The sequence below is a fragment of the Thermococcus thioreducens genome (assembly GCF_002214545.1).
GTDB classification, from domain to species: Archaea; Methanobacteriota_B; Thermococci; order Thermococcales; family Thermococcaceae; genus Thermococcus; species Thermococcus thioreducens.
Map to the genome: position 1 here is coordinate 78245 of NZ_CP015105.1, position 19648 is coordinate 97892.

Here is a 19648-nt window from a genome sequence, read left to right on the forward strand (position 1 = left end):
ATCACCGCTCTATCGCCCTGAAGGCCGAGTAGATGTAAGCCACCACCGCCAGCGAGAACCCCAGTCCCACGAGAAAGCCTGCCCATGCCATAGCGCCCGTTTCCATCCTCATTGCAACAGGTATTCCAGTGGCCGGGATGAGGAACGCCGGGATTATCTCGCGCTCAACTCCGCCGTACTTGGCAAAGACCAGCCACATAGCGAAGACCGAGAAGGCTATGAAGCTCAGGAATCCAACGGCCATGCTCGCCTCCGCGTTGACTCCTGGGCTCATGCGGGGTATGATTCCCCACCCCAAGATTATTCCAGTGATCCAGGAGAGGGCTATCAGAATCCCGCCCTTTCCTGAGACCTCCGCTTCTCTGCCCGTGACCCGTCCAAGCTTCTGAAGCCGCTTCCATGCCCTCCCGGTAAAACCCATAGCAACGATGAAGGCAACGGGCCAGTAAACGAGGTTGAACTGCCATGGTATGTCTGCCACTCCGATGATGACGTAGTAGAACAGCATCACAGAGAGCCAGGCCCCGAAGTTCATGGCCCCGTACAGCTTTCCCGCCGCTATGAGCTTGCCCTCGACTCTCTCAAGAACATCCTTTAGTTCCCTGACTTCCTCCATAATTCTCACCGATTTATGTTGGGCCTTCCTGTATTTATACCCTCAAGTTTCTCTGAATCCCAGAGATAGTGCAGTTTAGGGAATATGGTTAAATACCTCATTTGCGAACACATTTTAAGGAGCATTCATCGAATATGGGTGGTGCACCATGGAGATTCTGAGCACTGGGATACCTCCCCTCGATGAAGCCCTGGGAGGGGGGCTCACGGAAGACAGCAACCTCCTCATAGTCTACGATAGGTACTCAAAGGGGTGGGCACTGGCCTTTGAAATGCTAAAAAACCGCATGGAGCTCGGGGACTTTGGGGTCATAATCGATTCGGTTCTCCCCTTTTCGGCACTGGCCACGGAACTGAAGGCGGTCAATTTTGACGTGGAAGCTCTGGGACAGGAAGGGAATCTTGCCATTATAGACCTGTTCTCTTCGTTCTATGGGGTGGAGTACTCCCGGGAGTTTATTTACACCGCTGACATAGACCCCGGGACGTTCCTTCCAAAGTATGAACGGGTGTACCGTAGAATCCTGAGGGAGCGCATTGGGAACAGGCGGCCCGTTGGTATTGACGTCACCATTGATGGGCTTGCTTTCCTGCTCGGCACCGAGAACTTCATCTCGATATTTCAGAGGCTCATGGCGGAGAAGGAGAGGGCGAGGATAACCGAAAAAAGAAAGAGGCCACTCAATATCTTTCTCCTGAACAAGGGGAGGGCCTCCGAAAAACTGGTCTCGTGGGTATCGCTGTACAGCCAGTATGTAATCGAGTTCGTTTCCCCCAACGCGCCCTTTGAGGAGACGATGGTGATAAGAAAGTCCCCCCTGCCTGACTTCAACCCGCTGAAGAGCCAGTACAGGTTCAGGCTTTCAGGGGGGCGTGTGGAGCTCATGCCCCTTTGACTTTTCTTCTACTTGAATTCTGAATGAGCATGCCTTGCAGATTTCACCCGTCGTCGGCTGACCGCAGATTTTGCACCTGTTGAGTTCGCTGGTTCTCTTTGTGTAGGTCTTCGCTATCAGCGGGAAGAGCTTGTCGTAGCTCCTCAGTATCTGGTATTTGGTGCCGGGGTGCCTCTCCTCCATCTCGTTTATCCAGTCCCTTATCTCGGCCCTGAAAGCTTCCACCGCGTAGGGGCACTCGCTGAAGTCCACTTCTATGCCGTTGAGGATCGCGTAGAGCACGATCTCCTTCTCTGGGATTTCCCTGAGGGGCTTTATCCTTGGAACCAGCTCCGGGTGGATTTCCTCGTAATAGGGGCCCGTTCTTCCTAACCTCGCTATGTCCCCCCTCATGATGTTCATCATGAACATCTGGACTTCGTCGTCCAAGTTGTGGCCGACGGCCAGTTTATCCGCCCCCACATCTTTGGCCGCATAGTTGAGAAGCCAGCGCCTCCAGACGCCGCAGTAGGAGCACGCCCCAACGCGCTCGCCTTTCTCGAAGCTCCCCATTATCTCGACCGTCTCGTCGAGGGTGAAGCCTATGTGGTTCTTGAAGGAGTAGATGCGATGCTCTATCCCCAGCTTCTCGGCGTTTCGCCTGGCTATCCCGACGCTTGGCGGGCGGTAGCCTGCTATCCCCTCATCGATCGTTATTGCGACCAGCTCGAAGGGGAACTTCTCGCGGAGTTTGGCAAGCAGGTGCATGAGAACGACACTGTCCTTCCCGCCGCTCACCCCGACGGCTATCCTTTCCCCCTTCGCGATGAGGCGGTATTTCTTGACGGTCTCCTTGAACTTCTTTTCCACCATCTCGTTGAAGTGTTTCCTGCAGTAGTACCTACCCGTGTAGCGTGCGTGGTATACAGCTTCACGGCCGCACTTTGAGCACTTCATTCGCTCACCTATTTAGGCCGGAAACGGAGGGGTTAAAAAAGTTGGGCTCAGCCCACCAAGTTTGTCAGTGCAGGCCACAGGTTCAGTGCCAGAAGGGAGAGCCCGACACCTATTGTGAAGTACCTTACAGGCTTGGCGACCTTCTCGGGCAGGTAGGTTCTGACGACGTCATCGAGCATTCTGCCCCCATCGAGAGGCACCAGCGGGAACAGGTTCATCAGGCCTATCCCCAGGTTGAGCACGTAGATCCAGTAGAGCGTGAAGAACAGGGGCAGTATTATGTTCTCGTAGCCTATCTTGGATACAACGTGCTGGGCAGGGTAGATGCCGATGTAGCCCTTTTCGGGGTTCTCGGGGTGGGCTCCAAGTTTCAGCTGGAGGGTTATCTCCTCACCATCCCTGAGCACCGTGAGCGTTACGAGCTGTCCTGGCTTGGTCGTGTTCATGAAGTTTATGAAGCTCTCCATGTCGGTTATCTTTTCCCCGTCCATGGCGATTATGACGTCACCCTGCTGGAGGACTCCAAAGGCCGGGCCGTCCTCAAGAACGCCTGAGACGAGTATTCCTGCGGGCTGAAGGACGGGGGTTATTGCAAGGTTTATTATGATAAGCGCGAGGATGGCCGTTACAACGTTTGCCAGCGAGCCTGCTCCATAAACGCGGAGCCTTGACCGGAGTGGGGCTTTTTCAAGCTCCTCCTCATCCGGTTCGACGAATGCCCCTGGTATTACGGCGAGGAGAACCAGACCAACTGACTTCAGGGGCAGGTTTTCTGCCCTCGCAACAATCCCGTGGCTGAGCTCGTGGACGACCATGACGACGGCGAGGCCAATGAGGCCGTACCATAGGGGTATGGTAACGCGGGGAATGACGAGCTGAACCCCCGCCTGCTCACCGCCCGTTTGGATGGTCTGCAGGGCGGTTCTAAGAAGAGCGTAGAAGACGTAGGCCATGCCCATGAAGCCGAGGGCTATCCCGACATCGGAATAAACCTTCCAGAAGCGTCTGTTTTTGCCTGCAACCCTGTCTATAAAGCCTAGAAGCTTTTTGGTTCTCCACATGGCGACGAACATGTCAACTGCCAGGCCCTCTTCCTTCTCCTCTTTCCTTCCGAAGAGGGCGTAGAGGATTATCCAGAAGGCAGCGATTCCGATGATTACTGTGATGAGGGTGCTGTTCATTTGGGCCACCTAATAAAGCCTTTCAGGTGGGGGTTTAAAAATGTAGTGTGATGCCGTTGTGTATCAAAATGGGGAAGATAGGGAGCGGAGATAGTCTCAATTATGATCCTCCCACTCTTAGGTACACGAACCCATGTTTTTGGGCTTCCTCAGGCTTTAAGATGTTTCTTCCATCGACTATGATTCTTGTCCTCATTTCTTCCGCGAGCTTTTTGAGGTCGAGTTCCTTGAACTCCCTGTGGTCTGCGGTAATGACTATTGCGTCAACCTCCTTAAAGTCCTCTTTCCACTCTGCACCAAACCGCTCCGCGTCCTCTGGAGTGCACAGGGGATCGTAAGCGTAAACGTTGGCACCCCACTCCTTAAGTTCTTGAATTATTGGTTTCGCAGCGGCCTTCATGAACTCCCTAACACCACCCCTGAAGGTCAAACCGAGAACTAAGATATTACTCCCCTTCAAAGGCCTCCCAGCCTCATTGAGCGCTTTAACCGTAAGCTCAACAACATGGTGGGGCATCGAATCGTTTATTTCCCTGGCTGTCTTTATCAGGCGTGGATTCGTCCTCTTAGCGAGATTAATGACGAACCAGGGGTACACTGGGATGCAGTGCCCGCCAACGCCCGCTCCCGGCATGTGGAGGTGACAGTAGGGTTGAGTGTTGGCAGCCTGAAAGACCTCAAGCGCGTCCAGCCCGTGCTCCTCACACCATAATGCTAACTCGTTTGCCAGGGCAATGTTCACGTCCCTGTAAACGCCCTCGAAGACCTTGACGGCCTCCGCCGCCTTGATGGAACTCATTAGGATTACACCCTTTTTGTTGATGGTCTCGTAGATCCCGATAACCGCTTCGAGGGTTCTCTCATCACTTGCTCCTACAATTTTGGGGTACTGGCCGGTTATGTCTCTGATGGCAGTTCCAGTCATGGTCCTCTCTGGAGCGTGGGCCAAGCCGAACTCTCCGAGTTTCAAGCCGGACTTTTCGAGGATTGGAATCAGGCTTTCAGTTGTCCCAGGGGGCATGGTGGCTTCGGTGATGACTATATCACCCTTCTCAAGCCCTTGGGAGATCTTCTCAGCAACGTCATAAACCGGATCGAGCTTTATGTTGCCCCTCTCGTCTGTCAGGGTGGGCACGAGGATTATCATCACGTCGGCCTCTTTTGCAGCTTTAACGCCGTCGGTTGTTGCCCTTAAGCGGCCGGCCTCAACGTTCCTCCTCACGAGCTCGTCCAGCCCGGGCTCCTCCCTGACGTGGTTTTCGCCGCGGTTTATCATCTCCACAATGCGCTCATTGATGTCAACACCTATGACATTGGCCCCGTGGTCAGCGAAAACCGCGGCCAGAGGCAACCCCATCTTGCCCATGCCGTAGACGGATATAGTAACGTCCCCGTTTTTGAGGGCTGAGTTGACCTCTTCCCTCTTCAGCCCGATGAGCTTCATTATTCCACCTCCAGAACCTGACCAGTCCTTGCGCTCTCCAACGCCTTAATCGCCACTTTAAGTGCATGGAGGCCGGCTTTTCCGTCGGTTATGGGCTTCTTTTCATACTCTATACATTCGATGAAGTGTTCAATCTCGTTTCTGAGGGGTTCTCTCCTCTCGATCTTAGCCTCACGAATCCATTCATGGTTGTATATTTTGAGCGTCTGGTCAATATAATCAACGTAGGCTATGCCCTCTGTGCCCACCACCGTCAGGGTTCTCGTCTTATGTGGAGTGAGCCAGTTGGTCTCCACAATTCCGCTTCCGTCATTGAAGCCCAGGGTTATGAGTGCGTGATCCTCGACTCCTGCAGGGTGAATAACGTTTCCCGCTCTGGCATACACTGTCCTTACAGGCTCTCCAAAAAGATAGCTTATAACGTCAATATCATGAACACCGAGGTCTATAATTATCCCCACATCACGGATACGGGCTGCCATTGGGCCAACACGTTTGGCGCTTATTGTGACAATTTTTCCTAGAAGCCCCTCGTCTATTTTCTCTTTGAGCTTTAAGACTGCAGGATTAAAGCGTTCAATGTGTCCGATCATCAGGATGACTTCGTTCTCCTCCGCCGCGTTTATTATCGCCTGAGCATTTTCAATACTATCGGCTATCGGCTTTTCCACGAGAACGTTCGTCCCTACTTTAATGAACTCCAAAGCCACATCTTTGTGGAGGGAGGTCGGGACGGCTATGCTTACCGCGTCAAGCTTTTCCTTGACCAGCCCTCTGTAATCCGAGTAAGGGACAGTGTTAAATTTCCTCGCCAGTTCCCTAGCCCTTTCAAAATTGGCATCGGCAATGCCAACAAGCTCTACTTTTCCCTCTCTTGCCAGTTCCGAGTAAACCCTCACATGGTGCTGTCCCATCATCCCAACACCAACAACCCCAACGCGGAGCATTCTCATCACCGGAATAAATGGGATTAAGAGGCGAGCTCTTTGAGGGTTTCCAGTATATACGCGATGTCTTCATCACTCACTGCAGGGTGTACTGGTAAGCTGAGGACTCTCTTGCTAGCCTCAATCGCGTTCGGACAGCAGTCTTTCTCGTAGCCGAGCTTCTGGAAGAGGGGCTGGTGGTGAACCGGCATCGGGTAGTGGACGGCCGTGCCGATTCCCCGCTCGCGGAGTTTTGCCATCAGTTCATCCCTGCCCATCGGGAAGTCATCCTCAACGCGGATGACGTACTGGTGGAAGACGTGATACACCCTAGGATCAACGTAGGGCGGAACCAGCCCGCTGATCTTCTTAATGCCCTCGCTCAATCTTGCCGCGTTCTCGTTCCTGGTTCTGTTCCACTCATCTAGCTTCCTCAGCTGAACCCTGCCGAGTGCTCCGGCCATGTTGGTCATCCTCAGGTTGTAACCGAGCTCAACATGATAGTATTTTTCAGCCTGCCCGTGGCTCCTGATGAGCTTGGCTCTTTTCGCGAGCTCATCATCGTTGGTAACTACCATCCCGCCTTCTCCAGTCGTCATGTTCTTCGTCGGGTAGAAGCTGAAGGCTGCAATGTGACCAAAAGTTCCCACTTTCCGCCCTCCGAACTCCGCTCCATGCGCCTGGGCGCAGTCCTCGATGAGGTAGAGGTTGTAATCCTCGGCTATTTCTTGGAAGGATTTAATGTCCGCAGGCTGGCCGTAGAGGTGGACGACGAGTATCGCCTTTGTCTTGTTCGTTATCTTTTCTAGGACCTCATTTGGATCGAGATTGTAAGTTTTCGGGTCAATGTCGGCGAAGATGGGCCTTGCGCCCTGGAAGAGGATTGAGGTGGCTGAGGCTATGAACGTGAATGGAGTTGTTATCACCTCATCGCCAGGGCCTATTTTGAGGGCTTTCAAGGCAACATCCAACGCGGCAGTCCCGTTGGCGACGGCGATGCCGTGCTTGGCGCCGAGGTAGTCGGCGAATTCCTTCTCAAAGGCCTCAACTTCTTTTCCGTGGGCCAGCATTCCACTCTTCAAGACTTCAACGACGGCGTTTATCTCCTCATCCCCGATGAGGGGCTTGGCGATTGGGATGTTCCTCATTTTCACCGCCTCATAATTCTTTTTCCTTTAAATAACGCTCATAGTCTTCTTTTCTTATTTTAACTTCCCTCCCACAGTGGGAGCATCTGAAGATAACGTGTTCCTCTTCCTCACATATTTTTTCCTCAAGCTTTCTCCCGCAGTAGCAGACGAAGCCTTTTAAGCGGGCTGGATTGCCGTAGACGAGGCCAAAGGGAGGGACGTCCTTTGTAACGACTGCTCCAGCGCCGACCATTGCGTACTCGCCTATGGTGACGCCGCAGACTATTGTGGCGTGGGCTCCTATGGAAGCTCCCTTCTTCACGAGGGTTGGCACGACTTTCCAGTCCTGGTTGAATGCTCTTGGGTATAAGTCGTTGGTGAAGGTCATGTGCGGGCCGAGGAAGACGTCGTCCTCGACTTTAACACCGTGATAGACGCTTACTCCGTTCTGGATTTTAACGTTGTTGCCGATTTGAACGTCTACGTCGATGTAAACGTCTTTTCCGAGGTTGCAGTTTTTTCCGATTTTGGCGCCCTTTCGGACGTGGGCAAAGTGCCAGATTCTGGTTCCTTCCCCAATTTCGGCTCCTTCCTCAACAACAGCCAAAGGATGAACGAAATATTTTTTAGATCCCTCAGGCACTCTGATCACCGTGTATACAGAGGGAACATAATCATATAAGGATTATGTAAGAACGAACGCAGCGATTATATTCTTTTCAAGAATTTCATTAGGTATATCCTTGTTCTGATGTCAAATAGTGAATTGACAATATTCCCTATATTATCTTTCATGAACGGGTTCAGCTGGAATGCCTTTTTGAGGTCAACTATCCCTTTTTTATCGCCACTTATGATCCGAAGAGTTCCAATTTGAAGTAAGTGGTAGCTTAGAACCCTCGGATTGTGTTTTATATCTCCATGAGTCTCTATCATTTTGTACCTTCCAAGTAGATACTTGGAAAATGAAAACTGACCTTTATGTATTGAGTAATTCACTAGGGGCTCGTTTATTGAAGCAAATAGATAGAATTTTGCCATTCTCAACCACATGTCCCAGTCCTCACAGGTTATAAATTCCTCACGAAATAATCCCGCTCTTCTAAAACACTTTTTCCTGACCAATATTGTTGAAGTTCCTGTGATATTATCTAGAAGAAGGTGGCGATATACATTTCCTTGGGCTTTCGGTTTTTTAACGCCTATGATTTTTTGGTTAGGTAGATACAGATAATTGAACGCTGTATATATTACCCCGTAACTTTCAGGAAGATTTTTCAGTTCTTGAATTTGGCGTTCAAGCTTTTCTGGCTCCCATGAATCATCATCGTCCAGGAACGCGATTAATTTTCCTTTAGCTTTTTTAACTCCAATATTCCGGGCGTTTGCAATGCCTTCCCCTCTTTGAGATATGTACCGTAGTCTTCCATCCCCAAAGGACCTAACGAGGTCTTCTGTATCTTTCCTTCTGGCACCATCCACTATGAGGATTTCAAAATTATCGAAAGTCTGATTGAGCACACTATTTATTGCTCTCTCTAAAAGTTTCTCTCTGTTGTATGTTGGAATGATAATAGATACCAACGGTTCCATACAAATTCTTGGGTATAGAAAACTCTTATAAATATTGTGAAGATTGAGTTTTGAATGTCATGAAGGTGCTCATGGTTGTTTCAAACTCATTTAACCCGGACCCGAGGGTGTATAAAGAAGCAAAAAGTTTATTGGATAGAGGGTATCTTGTTCGTGTTGTTGCATGGAATCGAGATGGAACTCATCCTCCTTTTGAGGTTATTGACGGGCTTGAAGTAGAGAGAATAGGTGTTCCTGCGAGATATGGAGTTCTCGTGGAATTTCTTCTAAAATTACCGGTTTTTTATGTCATCTTTCTTTGGAAGTATCTCCGAAAAGGTCGAGAATTTGATGTAATCCATACTCATGACTTTGATACTGCTTTGTTAGGTTTTCTTCTTAAACTTGTCACGGGAATTCATTGGGTTTATGACGTTCATGATCTTTACGATAGTCTCGTCAGCAATAAGACACTAGGTATGTTAATAACACTTTTTGATTCATTATTCCTCCGGACTGCTGATGCTGTTATTACGGTTAATCATGAGATGACACGAATACTCATTAAGCGTTCTCGTCCAAGGCATGTAGTTGTTGTAATGAACACTATGAATCCATTTAATGTTTGCAGAGAAAAATGGTCGAGTTTCACAATTTTTTATGGAGGTGTTCTATCCAATGATCGCTTTATAGAGGAAATGATTGAAATTGCCTACTCTTTAGGAGTTAATATGAGGATTGCGGGTCTTGGAATTCTGGAAGACAAAATAAAGCATGCTCCTGTGGATTTCTTAGGATATATATCTCACAAACAGGCCGTTATGGAACTCTCCAAGGCACACCTTACATTTATTCTTTACGATCCCGCAGTTCCCAACAATAGGATAGCGTCTCCTAACAAACTTTTTGAGGCAATGTGGGTTGGTACGCCTGTTATTGTTGTCAAGGGGACACTTCCTGAAAAACTTGCTAGCAAGTTCGTTGTTCCGGCCCAGTATTCTCGTGAGGATGTCAAGAATCTCCTTTTGGAACTCAAGTTAAATCCCAAAATCCTCAGAAAGAAAGCACGGTTTGGGAGAAGGATTTTTCTGGCTAAGTACACTTGGGACATCATGGAAAGTAAGTTGATGACTCTCTACTTGGAGGTGCTGAAATGAAAATAGCAACGATTGTTGGTGCGCGGCCGCAATTTATTAAAATGGCTCCGGTTTCGAGGGAGTTTGAAAAGGCTGGTATTGATGAGGTTATTGTTCACACGGGCCAGCATTATGATTATGAGATGAATAGGGTCTTTTTTGAACAGTTGAACATTCGGGAGCCGGATTATTATCTTGGTGTTGGCTCTGGTACTCATGGTTATCAGACTGGTGAAATGCTGAAGAGGATTGAGGAAGTTTTGACAAGGGAAAAGTCTGACTTGGTTCTTGTTTATGGAGATACTAATTCTACCCTTGCAGGGGCTTTAGCGGCAGTGAAGCTTCACATTAAAGTTGCCCACGTTGAAGCAGGCTTAAGGAGTTTTGATAAGAGAATGCCTGAGGAGATCAACAGGGTTTTAACCGATCACGTGAGTGACTACCTCTTTGCACCGACGGAAACTGCGGTTAAAAACCTGCACAATGAGGGGATTAAGAAGGGAGTCTACTTAACTGGTGACGTCATGTACGATGCCCTCCTCCACAACATTAAGATTGCCAGAAGGAACTCGAAGATTTTGGAGAAATTAAGTTTAAAACCCAAGGAATATCTTCTTGCTACTGTTCACAGGGCCGAGAATACTGACAATAGAAGGAATCTTGAGAGAATCGTTGAAGCGTTTGTTGAGAGTGGGGAGTTCATTGTTTTTCCAGCCCACCCGAGGACTCAGAAGTACTTGAAGGCTTACGGGTTGATAGGGAAGATTAAATCGGTGGGGAATGTAATGCTAATACCTCCCGTTGGTTATCTTGACATGCTCGTCCTTGAGGAGAATGCCGGGAAGATTTTGACTGATTCTGGTGGGGTTCAGAAGGAGGCTTACTTTTTAAAAGTCCCGTGCATTACTTTGAGGGAAAAAACAGAGTGGGTTGAGACCGTTGAGGATGGGTGGAATATATTAGTTGGAGCCGATAAGGAGGAAATCCTAAAAGCAATTAAAGAATTTGAACCTAATGGTGAGACCTACACTTATAAATTCGGAGACGGAAAAGCGAGTGAGAAAATAGTCAAGATATTAGGTGAAGATTATGCACTTTAAAGATAAGAAACTGCTGATAATCACGAACTCGTATCCAAATGAGGATAACTCCCACCATGGGGGAATATTTGTTAAGGAGCAAGTTAGTTATCTGAAGGATTATTTTGATGAAGTTTATGTTATCTCTCCCCAGCCATGGGGAGTAAACAGGAATCTTCAGGATTATGTGCATGATAACGTAAGTGTGTTCTTTCCAAGGTTTTTCCATTTGCCTGTTGGGTTTTACAGAAAACAACTTGGAGACAACTTCTTTAAAGCTGCTTTGAAGGTTATCACCGGTGAAAACCTGTTAAATCTATTTATTGTAGTATAGTTTCCGTTTAATAGTAAAACGAGTCGAAACTAAAAACTCCCATGGAAGGGGTTTTATAATCTATACTCTGTATGTGATCACAAAAAATAATAACTATTAAGTGAGCTATATCTCTAAGCATATAATGATTATGGTAAGGGGTGGAGCTATGCCGGAAAATAGAAAAATACGAATATGCATGTGGGGTACAAAGGGTCCTTTTTTTGATAATCATATAAGACTTCTCGAATCCATTGAAAGCATTACCATCCTTTCAATTGGCTCGTGGCATCGTACAAAGTCATATGATATAATAGCATTTAATAACGCTGAGTCTCCAATAGAAAAAATATTTGAAATCCTTAAAAGGCCTTTCCGTGTTATACTGCTCTTTTCAAAGTTGGATAAATGGTGTGATGTTCACATTGTCCATTACATGAATTTATGGTACCTGTTATCGTTGTTTGTGGTTCCTCTTAAAAAACCTGTGATTTATATTCCTTATGGGACTGACTGGAGGTATGGAAACAAAAATAGGGGACGTATTAATTATATTCGCAAATTGATATTTAAGTATGTAGTCCATAAAAAAATTGATCTAGTTGTTCTTGAATTCCATTTTAATTTGCGACGATTTGCCGAGATACTTGAATTAAGGGATATTGAAAAACTTTCCTTGTACACTATATTCCCCGTTCGGAATTCATTTTATAAACCTACAGATTATCCAATAAAAAAAAGCTCCAGTTGCTTTTTAATATTCTCTCCCCGGGCATTGCGTCCTTTTTACAATCACGATATTCTCATAGATATAATCAGCATGTCTAAATTCAGGAATAGCATTGTTCTGTTGTTTATTAATTCGTTCGGGCATAATAATAAATATGTTGAAAATATTGCGTCCAAGGCAAAAAATCTAAATATCAAAGTTTCAATCATAAACCGATTTCTGTCTGCAGATGAAATGGCAAGGCTCTTTTCTATATCAGAGTTCAACGTTAATATTCCAGTTGATGATCAATTCGGTATGTCTATCATGGAAGGTGCACTGCTTTGTAGTATCCCTATACTCAACAAGCATGTCAAATCTTATCGTGAACTTATGGGGCAAAAAAACGCTATATTTATTGATCCGTATTCTATTGAAGAAGCCTCAAAACTAATTGATAGTATACTTGCAAATAGAAAATTGCATAAGAAAATGTGCAGAATTAATAGGAAGATTTTTAGAAATCGCAAAGAATCAAATGTAGTGGAGAACCTCACCGAGGTTATATTTAAGGTGATTGAGAGGTGATTTTATGTCTCGATTTGAACACTGGGAGTCCCCTAAGATTGAGCATGGTAAGCTAACCAAGTGGAATTGGATGGTGCAGTACCCAGAAGGTCTCAAGCTTGGTAAGTACACTGACATTGGTGCGTTCACTTACATAAACGCAAAGTATGGTGTAGTAATAGAAGATTATGTCCAAATTGGATCCCACTGTTCAATATATTCGGAATCCACAATAGACGGTAAAAAAGGGAAAGTTGTTATCAAAAAGAATGCAAGGATTGGAAGTCATAGTGTGGTAATGCCCGGAGTAACAATTGGAGAGAACTCGATTATCGGTGCATTCAGCTTTGTTAACAAAGACATACCAGACAACGTTATAGCCTTTGGAGTGCCCGTGAGAATCCACAGGCGCTTAACCGAAGGAGAAATCAAAAAACTGCTGGAGGAGATTGAAGAATGAACATACCACTATTCAAAATTTACTGGGATGAGGACGATATAAAAGCCGTTGAAGAAGTTATTCGCTCTGGGATGCACTGGTGCATTGGAAGACAAATCGAAGAATTTGAAAAAGGCATTTGCGAGTACCTTGGAACCAAGCACTGTGTGGCCTTTAATTCCGGCGGTTCAGCACTACATGCGCTAATGCTGGCTTATGGCTTTAAACCCGGCGATGAGATTATCGTGCCCTCTTTCACATTCATAGCAACAGCTTACGCTCCATTATACATTGGAGCAAAGCCAATTTTTGCAGATATTGAAGAAGAAACTCTTGGACTGGATCCGGAGGATGTTAAAGAAAAAATTACTCCAAAAACCAAGGCAATAATCGCGGTTCATTATGGTGGAATGCCATGCAAAGTTAGAGAGCTGAAGGAGATCGCCGAGGATTATGGTTTAATTCTAATAGAGGACGCTGCTGAAGCTTTTGGGGCAAAAGTCGGGGGGAGATACGTTGGAACTTTCGGGGACTCAGCAATTTTCAGCTTTTGCCAGAATAAAATATTCACCACTAGCGAAGGGGGCGCAGTTGTTACGGAGAATGAAGAAATACACAGACGGCTGAAATTATTAGTCTCATATGGTAGGGTAACGGAAGGGAATTATTTCACTTCTGGAGCTAGGAGCGATTATGTTGAAATTGGATATAACTGGAGGCTCTCTACGATTCTGGCGGCACTAGGCTTGTCTCAATTGAAAAAAGTTGACCGTTTAATTGAAATGCGGAGAAAGAACGCGCACTTCATGAATACCACTCTAAAAAGAGTAAATGGGATCAAAGTTATGGAAGAACCAAGAGATTACTTTGCAGTCTACCAGCTTTACACGATAAGAGTTTTGGAAGGAGAGAAAACAAGGAACAAGTTAATGGATTATCTCGCTCAAAAAGGCATTTCCACGAAGATTTATTTTGAGCCGGTGCATAAATATACTGTGTTTAGAAATTTGGGATACTCTCAGCTCAATTTACCAGTAACTGAAAGTATATCTTCCCAAGTCCTGACTTTGCCGTTGTACCCGCACATGACTGTTAAGGAGTTGGAGTATGTTGCATCGTCGGTTAAAGAGTTCATGATGAGGGGTGATACTCATGAAACCGGATATTTTTAAGAACAAGAACGTCCTCGTTACGGGTGGTACAGGAAGTATTGGTCGGGAAATTGTTAGGCAACTCTTGGAGACTGATGTTAATAGGGTTATTGTAATGAGCAGGGATGAGATAAAGCATTTTGTCATGAGGAAGGAGTTTTCTGATGAGCGTTTGGAGTTTGTTGTAGGGGACGTCCGGGATTTTCAGAGTGCGAGTAATGTTTTCAAGCTGTATAACGTGGATATTGTATTCCACGCCGCTGCAATGAAGCATGTTGTTATCTCAGAAGAGTTTCCTTTTGAGGCCGTGAAGACTAACATAATTGGGACTCAGAATTTAGTTGATTTAGCTCTTCATCATGGTGTGGAGAAATTTGTGACTATAAGTACTGACAAGGCGGCTAATCCGACTACTGTTATGGGGGCGACAAAATTCATTGCGGAGAGGATAACGCTTAATGCCAATCGTTTGACTGGTGGTGATAGTTCTTTTGTGGTTGTTAGGTTTGGAAATGTTGCGAACTCAAGAGGATCAGTAATTCCTGTTTTTATAACCACAATGTTGAAGAAGCGAAAGCTTTTCGTCTCCGATCCAGAAGTTACGAGATTCATCATGCGTATTTCGGATGCCGTTAAGTTAGTCTTTAAAGCTACCGAGATTGGAGCTGGGGGTGAGCTGTTTATATTGAAAATGCCTGCGTTTAGGCTTGGGGATTTGGTTGATGTGATGGTTCATGATATTGCTCCGTTACTGGGTATTGATTCTGAAGATATCCTGGTGGAATTAATTGGTCTCTCGCCGGGTGAAAAACTCCATGAGGATTTGATAAGTGAGGTAGAGAGTTATTATGTAGATGACTTGGGTGATATGTACAGAGTAACCATTGGAGGAGTTAAGAAAGCCGTTGGGTCTGTTTGGATTAGATATACCTCTAAAGATGCGCCAAGGGTATCCAAAGAGGATCTCAAAAATCTCGTGCTTGAATATCTTGGGAAAACTAATAGGAGGGAAAAATAATGGAGCATGATACTCTGCCCAACTTATTCATTGTCGGTGAACCAAGAAGCGGGACAACATCCCTCTACCACTACCTCAACCAGCATCCGGAGATTTTTATGTCCCCCATAAAGGAGCCAAATCATTTCTGTACAGACCTCCATAGAGAAACGTTGGAATTTTTAAAAACATTGAGAAAGAACTTTTGGTGCATCTAGAGCTTTTTAGAGGAGCACGAGGTTACAGAATTGTTGGTGAATCTTCGGTTATTTATCTGTACTCTAAAGAGGCAGCGAAGAATATTTATGGATTCAATCCAGATGCAAAGATAATAGCACTCTTTAGAGAGCCCGTTAGTTTTTTATATTCTCTTCATAGTGTCTTCCTTAGGGAGTTGCACGAGAATGTTGAAGATTTTAAGAAAGCCCTGGAACTGGAACCCCTCAGAAGGCAGTGGAAGCAGATTCCCAAATATGTTTTATTCCCATCAATGCTGTATTATTCAGGATGGATAAAATATGCTGAACACTTGAAAAGATATTACAAGCATTTTGATGAATCTCAAGTGAAGGTGATAATATTTGATGACCTAAAGGCCGATCCCGAAAAAGTATATCGTGAGATTCTCCAGTTCTTAGGTGTCCAAAATGTGGACTTTACCCCTTAATTTCGAGGTGTACAATAGGGCTTCCACCTATAGAGTGCCCCTCATAAAAAGATTGTATTCGAAATATCTAAGACCCCCTTAGGGAATATCATGCCACCAAGACTTAGAAAAGCCATCTGGAACCACGTTATAGTCCCTATAATCAGACTAAATACAAGACCAATTCAACGCAAGTCTCTTCCAAATGACCTTAAAAAAGAACTTATGAAGCGCTTTAAGCCTGAGGTTGTAAAACTCTCGGATCTAATAGGCAGAGATTTGGAAGTTTTATGGGGATACGAAAATGTGTAATCTGATTACCTGTCCAATAGTTTTAAATTAACTAAACTTGCTACCCCTTGACTCACCACCGTAGCCACCGCCGCACCGGTAGCCCCGTAGTGGAGTATGAGGGTATAGTTAAGAGTGACATTGAGAAAAGCGGTAAAGCCGGTTATCTTGGTAAAGGTAAGCTCCCTTCCTGTGGCGTTCATGTAGCTCCCGAAGAGCGAGTTCAGGAACATGAATGGAATAGCAAAGGCCAGAATCCTGAGCACGGGGACGCTCTCCTTGAACTTCTCCCCAAATACGAAGAGGATTCCGAGCTTTGCGAAAAGGTAATATCCCGCGGTGCCGGCAAGGCCAAGGAAAAGTAAGGTCTGGAAGCTCTTTTTAAAGAGGGCCTCAAGCGTTTTCCTATTTTCCTTGTGGAGCCTTGCCATGGAGGGTAGTGTTGTGGGTATCACAACGTTGGGAACAAGCATCGCAACCTGAATCCACATGTACGCCGCCCTGTAAATCCCCGTTTCATAATCTCCCCTGAGAAGGTTCAGCATCACCATGTCCGTGCGGTAGTAAATCAGGGTGAAGAGCCCAATCAGCCAGAAGGGGTAGGACTTCCTGAGGAGGTTTGCCCATTCCGCTGGACGGAACCTAACCACAATCTTTCCTGGAACGAAGCTGAGACCCCACCTTATCCTGAGGAGTTCCCTTATTGTGTATCCAACTAAGAGAACTGCCACGAACGGGAAGAGCTCCTTGAAATGCCACAGGACTGCACCACCAATAAAGAAGGCCCAGAACCTCTCGACGGTTCTCGCTATGGCCTCGTACTTTGTGATTTCAAATGCATACGTCATTCTGACAAACACAAGTGAGACCCAGGTTAGCATTGCCTCAGCTCCAGCTAAAACTATTAGGAGCTTCATCCATTCCGGCTTCGGGAGGAAGAGTGTTATAAGGACTATTATCCCGAAGTTGAGGATTGCCAGGACTATCTTGAAGCCGAGGACATCGGGGAGCAGTTCTTTAAGTTTGTCCCTGTCCCTCGCAACTTCCCTCATGAAGTAGAAGCTCACCCCGAGGTCTGAAAATATTCCGAGGAGGCCAATGTAGTAGAATATAAACGAGTACTGCCCGAGCCCGTCTGGGCCGAGCGTTCTGCTCAAGATGACTATTATTCCATAGGCTAGGAGTTTTGAGAATATCTCCGCCCCAAAGAGCCAGCCGGCGTTTTTTATCAGCCTCAGTTTCAGGCTCTCCGACATCGAGTGTAGAATGCCTTTGGGATACAAAAACCTTTGGGCAACCGTTTTAAGCCCCTGCGAGAACTCCAGAACGCGATGATGATTGATGGGCGAACCGAGTGGTGAGGAGGGAAAGGTGATCGCTGAGCAACCCTTTTAAGGCCCATCTCCAACCTTTTTCGGGATGATGATTTCAGCCTTGTCTGAGGCTCGTGATGATGGAGTGACGGACTGACCGTCGGCTTATTTTTATGTTCCTTGAATTAGATTAGCCTAACAAAATTGGAAAACCTAATAAAGTTAAATATCCGAATGGGAATGGCAAAGTTTAAATATTGTGTGCATATGCACAAAAATTGTGGTGGTACCATGGAAGAAATTTACAGGCCGATATGGCTCAGCATCGTTGGCAACGTCCTACTTTCCCTGTTCAAGCTGGTTGTTGGCTTCATGTATTCGAGCATAGCCCTCATCTCGGACGGAGTGCACTCCCTGAGTGATGTGATAACAAGCATCATAGGCTACGCGGGGATAAGGATATCCTCCAAGCCCCCCGACAGGGATCATCCCTTTGGGCATTCCCGCTTTGAACCCCTGGTGGCGTTCCTGATCGGAGAGGCGCTCCTCATAGTCGCCTACGAGATAGGCAGGGACGCAGTTTATCGCATCCTCCACGGGGGTACCATCCAGGTCAATTCCCTGATGCTCGGCGTCACGATTCTGTCCATTCTCTCCAAGGAGGCCATGTTCCGCTATTCGGTTTACGTTGGCAGAAAGCTCAACAGCCAGATACTCGTAGCCGACGCCTACCACCACAGGAGCGACGCGCTGAGCAGCGTCGCGGTGCTCGTTGGTCTCGGTGCTCAGAAGTTAGGTTTCCAGTACGGTGATTCCCTTGCCGGTCTGGTGGTGGCCGCGTTTCTTGTAAAGGTCTCGATAAGCATTATCCTTGAAAACGTCCGTTACCTGACAGGCCAGGCCCCGCCCTTCGAGGTCTGCGAGAGGATAAAGGAAACTGCCCTGAGCATCCCCAACGTCCTCGGTGTCCATGATTTAAGGGCCCATTACGTTGGAAGCAAGCTCCACGTCGAGCTACACATTGAAGTGCCCCCAGAACTCACACTGAAAGAGGCTCACGATATCAGTGAGGAGGTTAAGAAGAGAATAGAGGAAATCCCCGAGGTGGAGGTCGCCTTTGTCCACGTGGACATAAAGGGGGTTACTAAGTGATGTACCTCATGATCCCCCCCAAATCCACCAAAAACGCCTCCAGGTGCTCTTTCCTCACATGGGGCATCATGACTATCCTGATGTAGCCGCGGTGGGCGCTTATGCCCCAGCCCCGTTTCTTTAGTTCTTCCTCGACCTCCTCAAGGTTCCCGGTTCCAAAGGACACTATGTTGAGAACAGGCTCGCGGATGAGGTAAACTCCGGGGATTTTTTTCAGTTCCTCCGCGAACCACCTGCTCAGCTCCATCGCCTTCTTCACGACCTTCTTGTAGCCTTCGAAGCCAAGGTGCTTTATCATCGCCCAGACAGCTAAAGCGCTCGCTCCAGGCCGGGTTCCCGTTATGGTGGCCTGCCAGACCTTGCCCCCTGCGAGGTACGGTGCGGGGACGCTTATTGCCTCAAGGAACTTCTTTTCCCTGAATATTATCCCCCCGGCAGGAATGGGCACCATGCCCATCTTGTGGGGGTCTATGGTTATGCTCTCCACGCCCTTCAGCCGGAAGTCAAAGTCTGGAATCTCGTAGCCGAGCTCCTTTGCGAAGGGTATCACGAAGCCGCCGAAGGCCGCATCAACGTGGAGAGGAAGGCCATAGTCAAGGGCAAGGTCGCTCAGAGCGGGAATGTCGTCTACCACACCCAGCCCGGTGGTTCCGGCGATGCCGACGATTCCTATGGTGTTGTCCGTGATTTTAGCCTCGACGTCCTTAACGTCGACCGAGTAATCTTTCTTCAGCTTTGCCCAGACGAGTTTAACCTTCAGCATCTCGCTCGCCTTCAGGAAGGAGAAGTGGGCGCTTTCAGGGAGGATCAGCTCTGGCCTTTCGACCTCTGCGATGTTCCGGAAGGCCCGCACCGCCAGAATATTGGCCTCGGTTCCACCGGAGACTATGTGCCCATAACCTCTTTTTAGGCCCAGAAGGTTTGAGAGCATTTCGACGGCCTCTTCTTCCACCCTCTGGCTGCCCACATGCAAACCGGGATCGCCGAGGTTCCTGTCTATGTACCTCCTAACGACCTCAACGGCAAAGGGATGGGGATAAGTGCACATCGAGCCGAGTATCCTTCCTGAATCGAAGGTCAGATCTGAGGATGTTTTCTCCTCAAGCTCCCCCAGAACCTCTTTCTCGCCCGCGCCTTTTCTCGGAAACATCCTCT

General features: G+C 47.1%; 22 protein-coding genes. 12 read left to right on the forward strand and 10 right to left on the reverse strand.

What is annotated here, in order from left to right; all coding sequences use genetic code 11:
• Position 1: 1 nt before the first annotated feature.
• Positions 2 to 616 carry a hypothetical protein gene (locus A3L14_RS00395; RefSeq protein ID WP_074631362.1) on the reverse strand — a complete coding sequence of 205 codons (615 nt, stop codon included), beginning with the start codon at positions 614 to 616 and terminating at the stop codon, positions 2 to 4.
• A gap of 148 nt (positions 617 to 764) precedes the next feature.
• On the opposite strand from A3L14_RS00395, the gene A3L14_RS00400 reads away from it, so the two are divergent.
• Positions 765 to 1511 carry an RAD55 family ATPase gene (locus A3L14_RS00400; protein ID WP_055428378.1) on the forward strand — a complete coding sequence of 249 codons (747 nt, stop codon included), beginning with the start codon at positions 765 to 767 and terminating at the stop codon, positions 1509 to 1511.
• Here A3L14_RS00400 and A3L14_RS00405 read toward each other — a convergent pair.
• From A3L14_RS00405 to A3L14_RS00435, 7 genes are all read right to left on the reverse strand, one after another.
• The gene (locus tag A3L14_RS00405) at positions 1479 to 2447 is read right to left on the reverse strand and encodes a TIGR00269 family protein (protein ID WP_055428379.1); all 969 of its coding nucleotides are present in this window, start codon (positions 2445 to 2447) and stop codon (positions 1479 to 1481) included. The two genes, A3L14_RS00400 and A3L14_RS00405, sit on opposite strands and share 33 nt — an antisense overlap.
• A gap of 47 nt (positions 2448 to 2494) precedes the next feature.
• Complete coding sequence (locus tag A3L14_RS00410; RefSeq protein WP_088886092.1) at positions 2495 to 3628, reverse strand: site-2 protease family protein; 1134 nt, start codon at positions 3626 to 3628, stop codon at positions 2495 to 2497.
• A gap of 100 nt (positions 3629 to 3728) precedes the next feature.
• Positions 3729 to 5072, reverse strand: coding sequence for a nucleotide sugar dehydrogenase (locus tag A3L14_RS00415; protein ID WP_074631361.1), 1344 nt, complete (start codon positions 5070 to 5072; stop codon positions 3729 to 3731).
• Positions 5072 to 6019, reverse strand: coding sequence for a UDP-N-acetylglucosamine 3-dehydrogenase (locus A3L14_RS00420; RefSeq protein WP_055428381.1), 948 nt, complete (start codon positions 6017 to 6019; stop codon positions 5072 to 5074). The genes A3L14_RS00415 and A3L14_RS00420 overlap by 1 nt, the downstream gene beginning before the upstream one ends.
• A gap of 23 nt (positions 6020 to 6042) precedes the next feature.
• Positions 6043 to 7146, reverse strand: a complete 1104-nt coding sequence (locus tag A3L14_RS00425; RefSeq protein WP_055428382.1) for a DegT/DnrJ/EryC1/StrS family aminotransferase — start codon at positions 7144 to 7146, stop codon at positions 6043 to 6045.
• A gap of 10 nt (positions 7147 to 7156) precedes the next feature.
• A complete protein-coding gene (locus A3L14_RS00430; protein ID WP_055428383.1) occupies positions 7157 to 7771 on the reverse strand; it encodes an acyltransferase in 615 nt (204 codons plus the stop codon).
• Between the two features lie 65 nt (positions 7772 to 7836).
• On the reverse strand, positions 7837 to 8721 hold the full coding sequence (locus tag A3L14_RS00435; protein WP_055428384.1) for a glycosyltransferase: 885 nt from the start codon (positions 8719 to 8721) through the stop codon (positions 7837 to 7839).
• 59 nt (positions 8722 to 8780) lie between these two features.
• Between A3L14_RS00435 and A3L14_RS00440 the strand changes: the two genes are divergently transcribed.
• The 10 genes from A3L14_RS00440 (at position 8781) to A3L14_RS11610 (ending at position 16049) form a co-directional block, all read left to right on the forward strand.
• The gene (locus A3L14_RS00440; RefSeq protein ID WP_143597800.1) at positions 8781 to 9857 is read left to right on the forward strand and encodes a glycosyltransferase; all 1077 of its coding nucleotides are present in this window, start codon (positions 8781 to 8783) and stop codon (positions 9855 to 9857) included.
• Positions 9854 to 10936 carry a non-hydrolyzing UDP-N-acetylglucosamine 2-epimerase gene (wecB, locus tag A3L14_RS00445; protein WP_055428386.1) on the forward strand — a complete coding sequence of 361 codons (1083 nt, stop codon included), beginning with the start codon at positions 9854 to 9856 and terminating at the stop codon, positions 10934 to 10936. The genes A3L14_RS00440 and wecB overlap by 4 nt, the downstream gene beginning before the upstream one ends.
• A complete protein-coding gene (locus tag A3L14_RS00450; protein ID WP_055428387.1) occupies positions 10926 to 11249 on the forward strand; it encodes a hypothetical protein in 324 nt (107 codons plus the stop codon). Before wecB ends, A3L14_RS00450 begins: the two co-directional genes overlap by 11 nt.
• A 124-nt stretch (positions 11250 to 11373) precedes the next feature.
• A complete protein-coding gene (locus A3L14_RS00455; RefSeq protein WP_082431944.1) occupies positions 11374 to 12525 on the forward strand; it encodes a glycosyltransferase in 1152 nt (383 codons plus the stop codon).
• 70 nt (positions 12526 to 12595) lie between these two features.
• Positions 12596 to 12964 carry an acyltransferase gene (locus tag A3L14_RS00460; RefSeq protein ID WP_232473359.1) on the forward strand — a complete coding sequence of 123 codons (369 nt, stop codon included), beginning with the start codon at positions 12596 to 12598 and terminating at the stop codon, positions 12962 to 12964.
• Positions 12961 to 14115, forward strand: a complete 1155-nt coding sequence (locus A3L14_RS00465; protein ID WP_055428390.1) for a DegT/DnrJ/EryC1/StrS family aminotransferase — start codon at positions 12961 to 12963, stop codon at positions 14113 to 14115. The genes A3L14_RS00460 and A3L14_RS00465 overlap by 4 nt, the downstream gene beginning before the upstream one ends.
• Positions 14096 to 15112, forward strand: a complete 1017-nt coding sequence (locus A3L14_RS00470; RefSeq protein WP_055428391.1) for an SDR family NAD(P)-dependent oxidoreductase — start codon at positions 14096 to 14098, stop codon at positions 15110 to 15112. The genes A3L14_RS00465 and A3L14_RS00470 overlap by 20 nt, the downstream gene beginning before the upstream one ends.
• Positions 15112 to 15309: a sulfotransferase gene (locus tag A3L14_RS12060; protein ID WP_055428392.1), complete on the forward strand. Its 198-nt coding sequence runs from the start codon at positions 15112 to 15114 to the stop codon at positions 15307 to 15309. Before A3L14_RS00470 ends, A3L14_RS12060 begins: the two co-directional genes overlap by 1 nt.
• Positions 15300 to 15758 (forward strand): sulfotransferase domain-containing protein, encoded by a 459-nt coding sequence (locus A3L14_RS00480; protein ID WP_157726972.1) that lies wholly within the window; start codon positions 15300 to 15302, stop codon positions 15756 to 15758. The genes A3L14_RS12060 and A3L14_RS00480 overlap by 10 nt, the downstream gene beginning before the upstream one ends.
• Positions 15759 to 15848: 90 nt before the next feature.
• Complete coding sequence (locus tag A3L14_RS11610; RefSeq protein WP_143597799.1) at positions 15849 to 16049, forward strand: hypothetical protein; 201 nt, start codon at positions 15849 to 15851, stop codon at positions 16047 to 16049.
• A gap of 5 nt (positions 16050 to 16054) precedes the next feature.
• Here A3L14_RS11610 and A3L14_RS00485 read toward each other — a convergent pair whose 3' ends face one another.
• Positions 16055 to 17284, reverse strand: coding sequence for a flippase (locus A3L14_RS00485; protein WP_055428394.1), 1230 nt, complete (start codon positions 17282 to 17284; stop codon positions 16055 to 16057).
• A gap of 348 nt (positions 17285 to 17632) precedes the next feature.
• On the opposite strand from A3L14_RS00485, the gene A3L14_RS00490 reads away from it, so the two are divergent.
• On the forward strand, positions 17633 to 18493 hold the full coding sequence (locus tag A3L14_RS00490) for a cation diffusion facilitator family transporter (protein ID WP_074631359.1): 861 nt from the start codon (positions 17633 to 17635) through the stop codon (positions 18491 to 18493).
• On the opposite strand, the gene mfnA is transcribed toward A3L14_RS00490, so the two are convergent.
• Positions 18486 to 19643 carry a tyrosine decarboxylase MfnA gene (mfnA, locus tag A3L14_RS00495; protein WP_055428395.1) on the reverse strand — a complete coding sequence of 386 codons (1158 nt, stop codon included), beginning with the start codon at positions 19641 to 19643 and terminating at the stop codon, positions 18486 to 18488. The genes A3L14_RS00490 and mfnA overlap by 8 nt on opposite strands.
• Between the last annotated feature and the right edge of the window lie 5 nt (positions 19644 to 19648).

Coding starts and splice junctions, on each gene's coding strand:
- wecB (WP_055428386.1), top strand. CDS start 9,854: ATGAAAATAGCAACGATTGTTGGTGCGCGGCCGCAATTTATTAAAATG.
- mfnA (WP_055428395.1), bottom strand. CDS start 19,643: ATGTTTCCGAGAAAAGGCGCGGGCGAGAAAGAGGTTCTGGGGGAGCTT.
- A3L14_RS00440 (WP_143597800.1), top strand. CDS start 8,781: ATGAAGGTGCTCATGGTTGTTTCAAACTCATTTAACCCGGACCCGAGG.
- A3L14_RS00485 (WP_055428394.1), bottom strand. CDS start 17,284: ATGTCGGAGAGCCTGAAACTGAGGCTGATAAAAAACGCCGGCTGGCTC.
- A3L14_RS00450 (WP_055428387.1), top strand. CDS start 10,926: ATGCACTTTAAAGATAAGAAACTGCTGATAATCACGAACTCGTATCCA.
- A3L14_RS00405 (WP_055428379.1), bottom strand. CDS start 2,447: ATGAAGTGCTCAAAGTGCGGCCGTGAAGCTGTATACCACGCACGCTAC.
- A3L14_RS11610 (WP_143597799.1), top strand. CDS start 15,849: ATGCCACCAAGACTTAGAAAAGCCATCTGGAACCACGTTATAGTCCCT.
- A3L14_RS00455 (WP_082431944.1), top strand. CDS start 11,374: ATGATTATGGTAAGGGGTGGAGCTATGCCGGAAAATAGAAAAATACGA.
- A3L14_RS00410 (WP_088886092.1), bottom strand. CDS start 3,628: ATGAACAGCACCCTCATCACAGTAATCATCGGAATCGCTGCCTTCTGG.
- A3L14_RS12060 (WP_055428392.1), top strand. CDS start 15,112: ATGGAGCATGATACTCTGCCCAACTTATTCATTGTCGGTGAACCAAGA.
- A3L14_RS00425 (WP_055428382.1), bottom strand. CDS start 7,146: ATGAGGAACATCCCAATCGCCAAGCCCCTCATCGGGGATGAGGAGATA.
- A3L14_RS00420 (WP_055428381.1), bottom strand. CDS start 6,019: ATGCTCCGCGTTGGGGTTGTTGGTGTTGGGATGATGGGACAGCACCAT.
- A3L14_RS00415 (WP_074631361.1), bottom strand. CDS start 5,072: ATGAAGCTCATCGGGCTGAAGAGGGAAGAGGTCAACTCAGCCCTCAAA.
- A3L14_RS00490 (WP_074631359.1), top strand. CDS start 17,633: ATGGAAGAAATTTACAGGCCGATATGGCTCAGCATCGTTGGCAACGTC.
- A3L14_RS00460 (WP_232473359.1), top strand. CDS start 12,596: ATGGTGCAGTACCCAGAAGGTCTCAAGCTTGGTAAGTACACTGACATT.
- A3L14_RS00465 (WP_055428390.1), top strand. CDS start 12,961: ATGAACATACCACTATTCAAAATTTACTGGGATGAGGACGATATAAAA.
- A3L14_RS00435 (WP_055428384.1), bottom strand. CDS start 8,721: ATGGAACCGTTGGTATCTATTATCATTCCAACATACAACAGAGAGAAA.
- A3L14_RS00395 (WP_074631362.1), bottom strand. CDS start 616: ATGGAGGAAGTCAGGGAACTAAAGGATGTTCTTGAGAGAGTCGAGGGC.
- A3L14_RS00400 (WP_055428378.1), top strand. CDS start 765: ATGGAGATTCTGAGCACTGGGATACCTCCCCTCGATGAAGCCCTGGGA.
- A3L14_RS00470 (WP_055428391.1), top strand. CDS start 14,096: ATGAAACCGGATATTTTTAAGAACAAGAACGTCCTCGTTACGGGTGGT.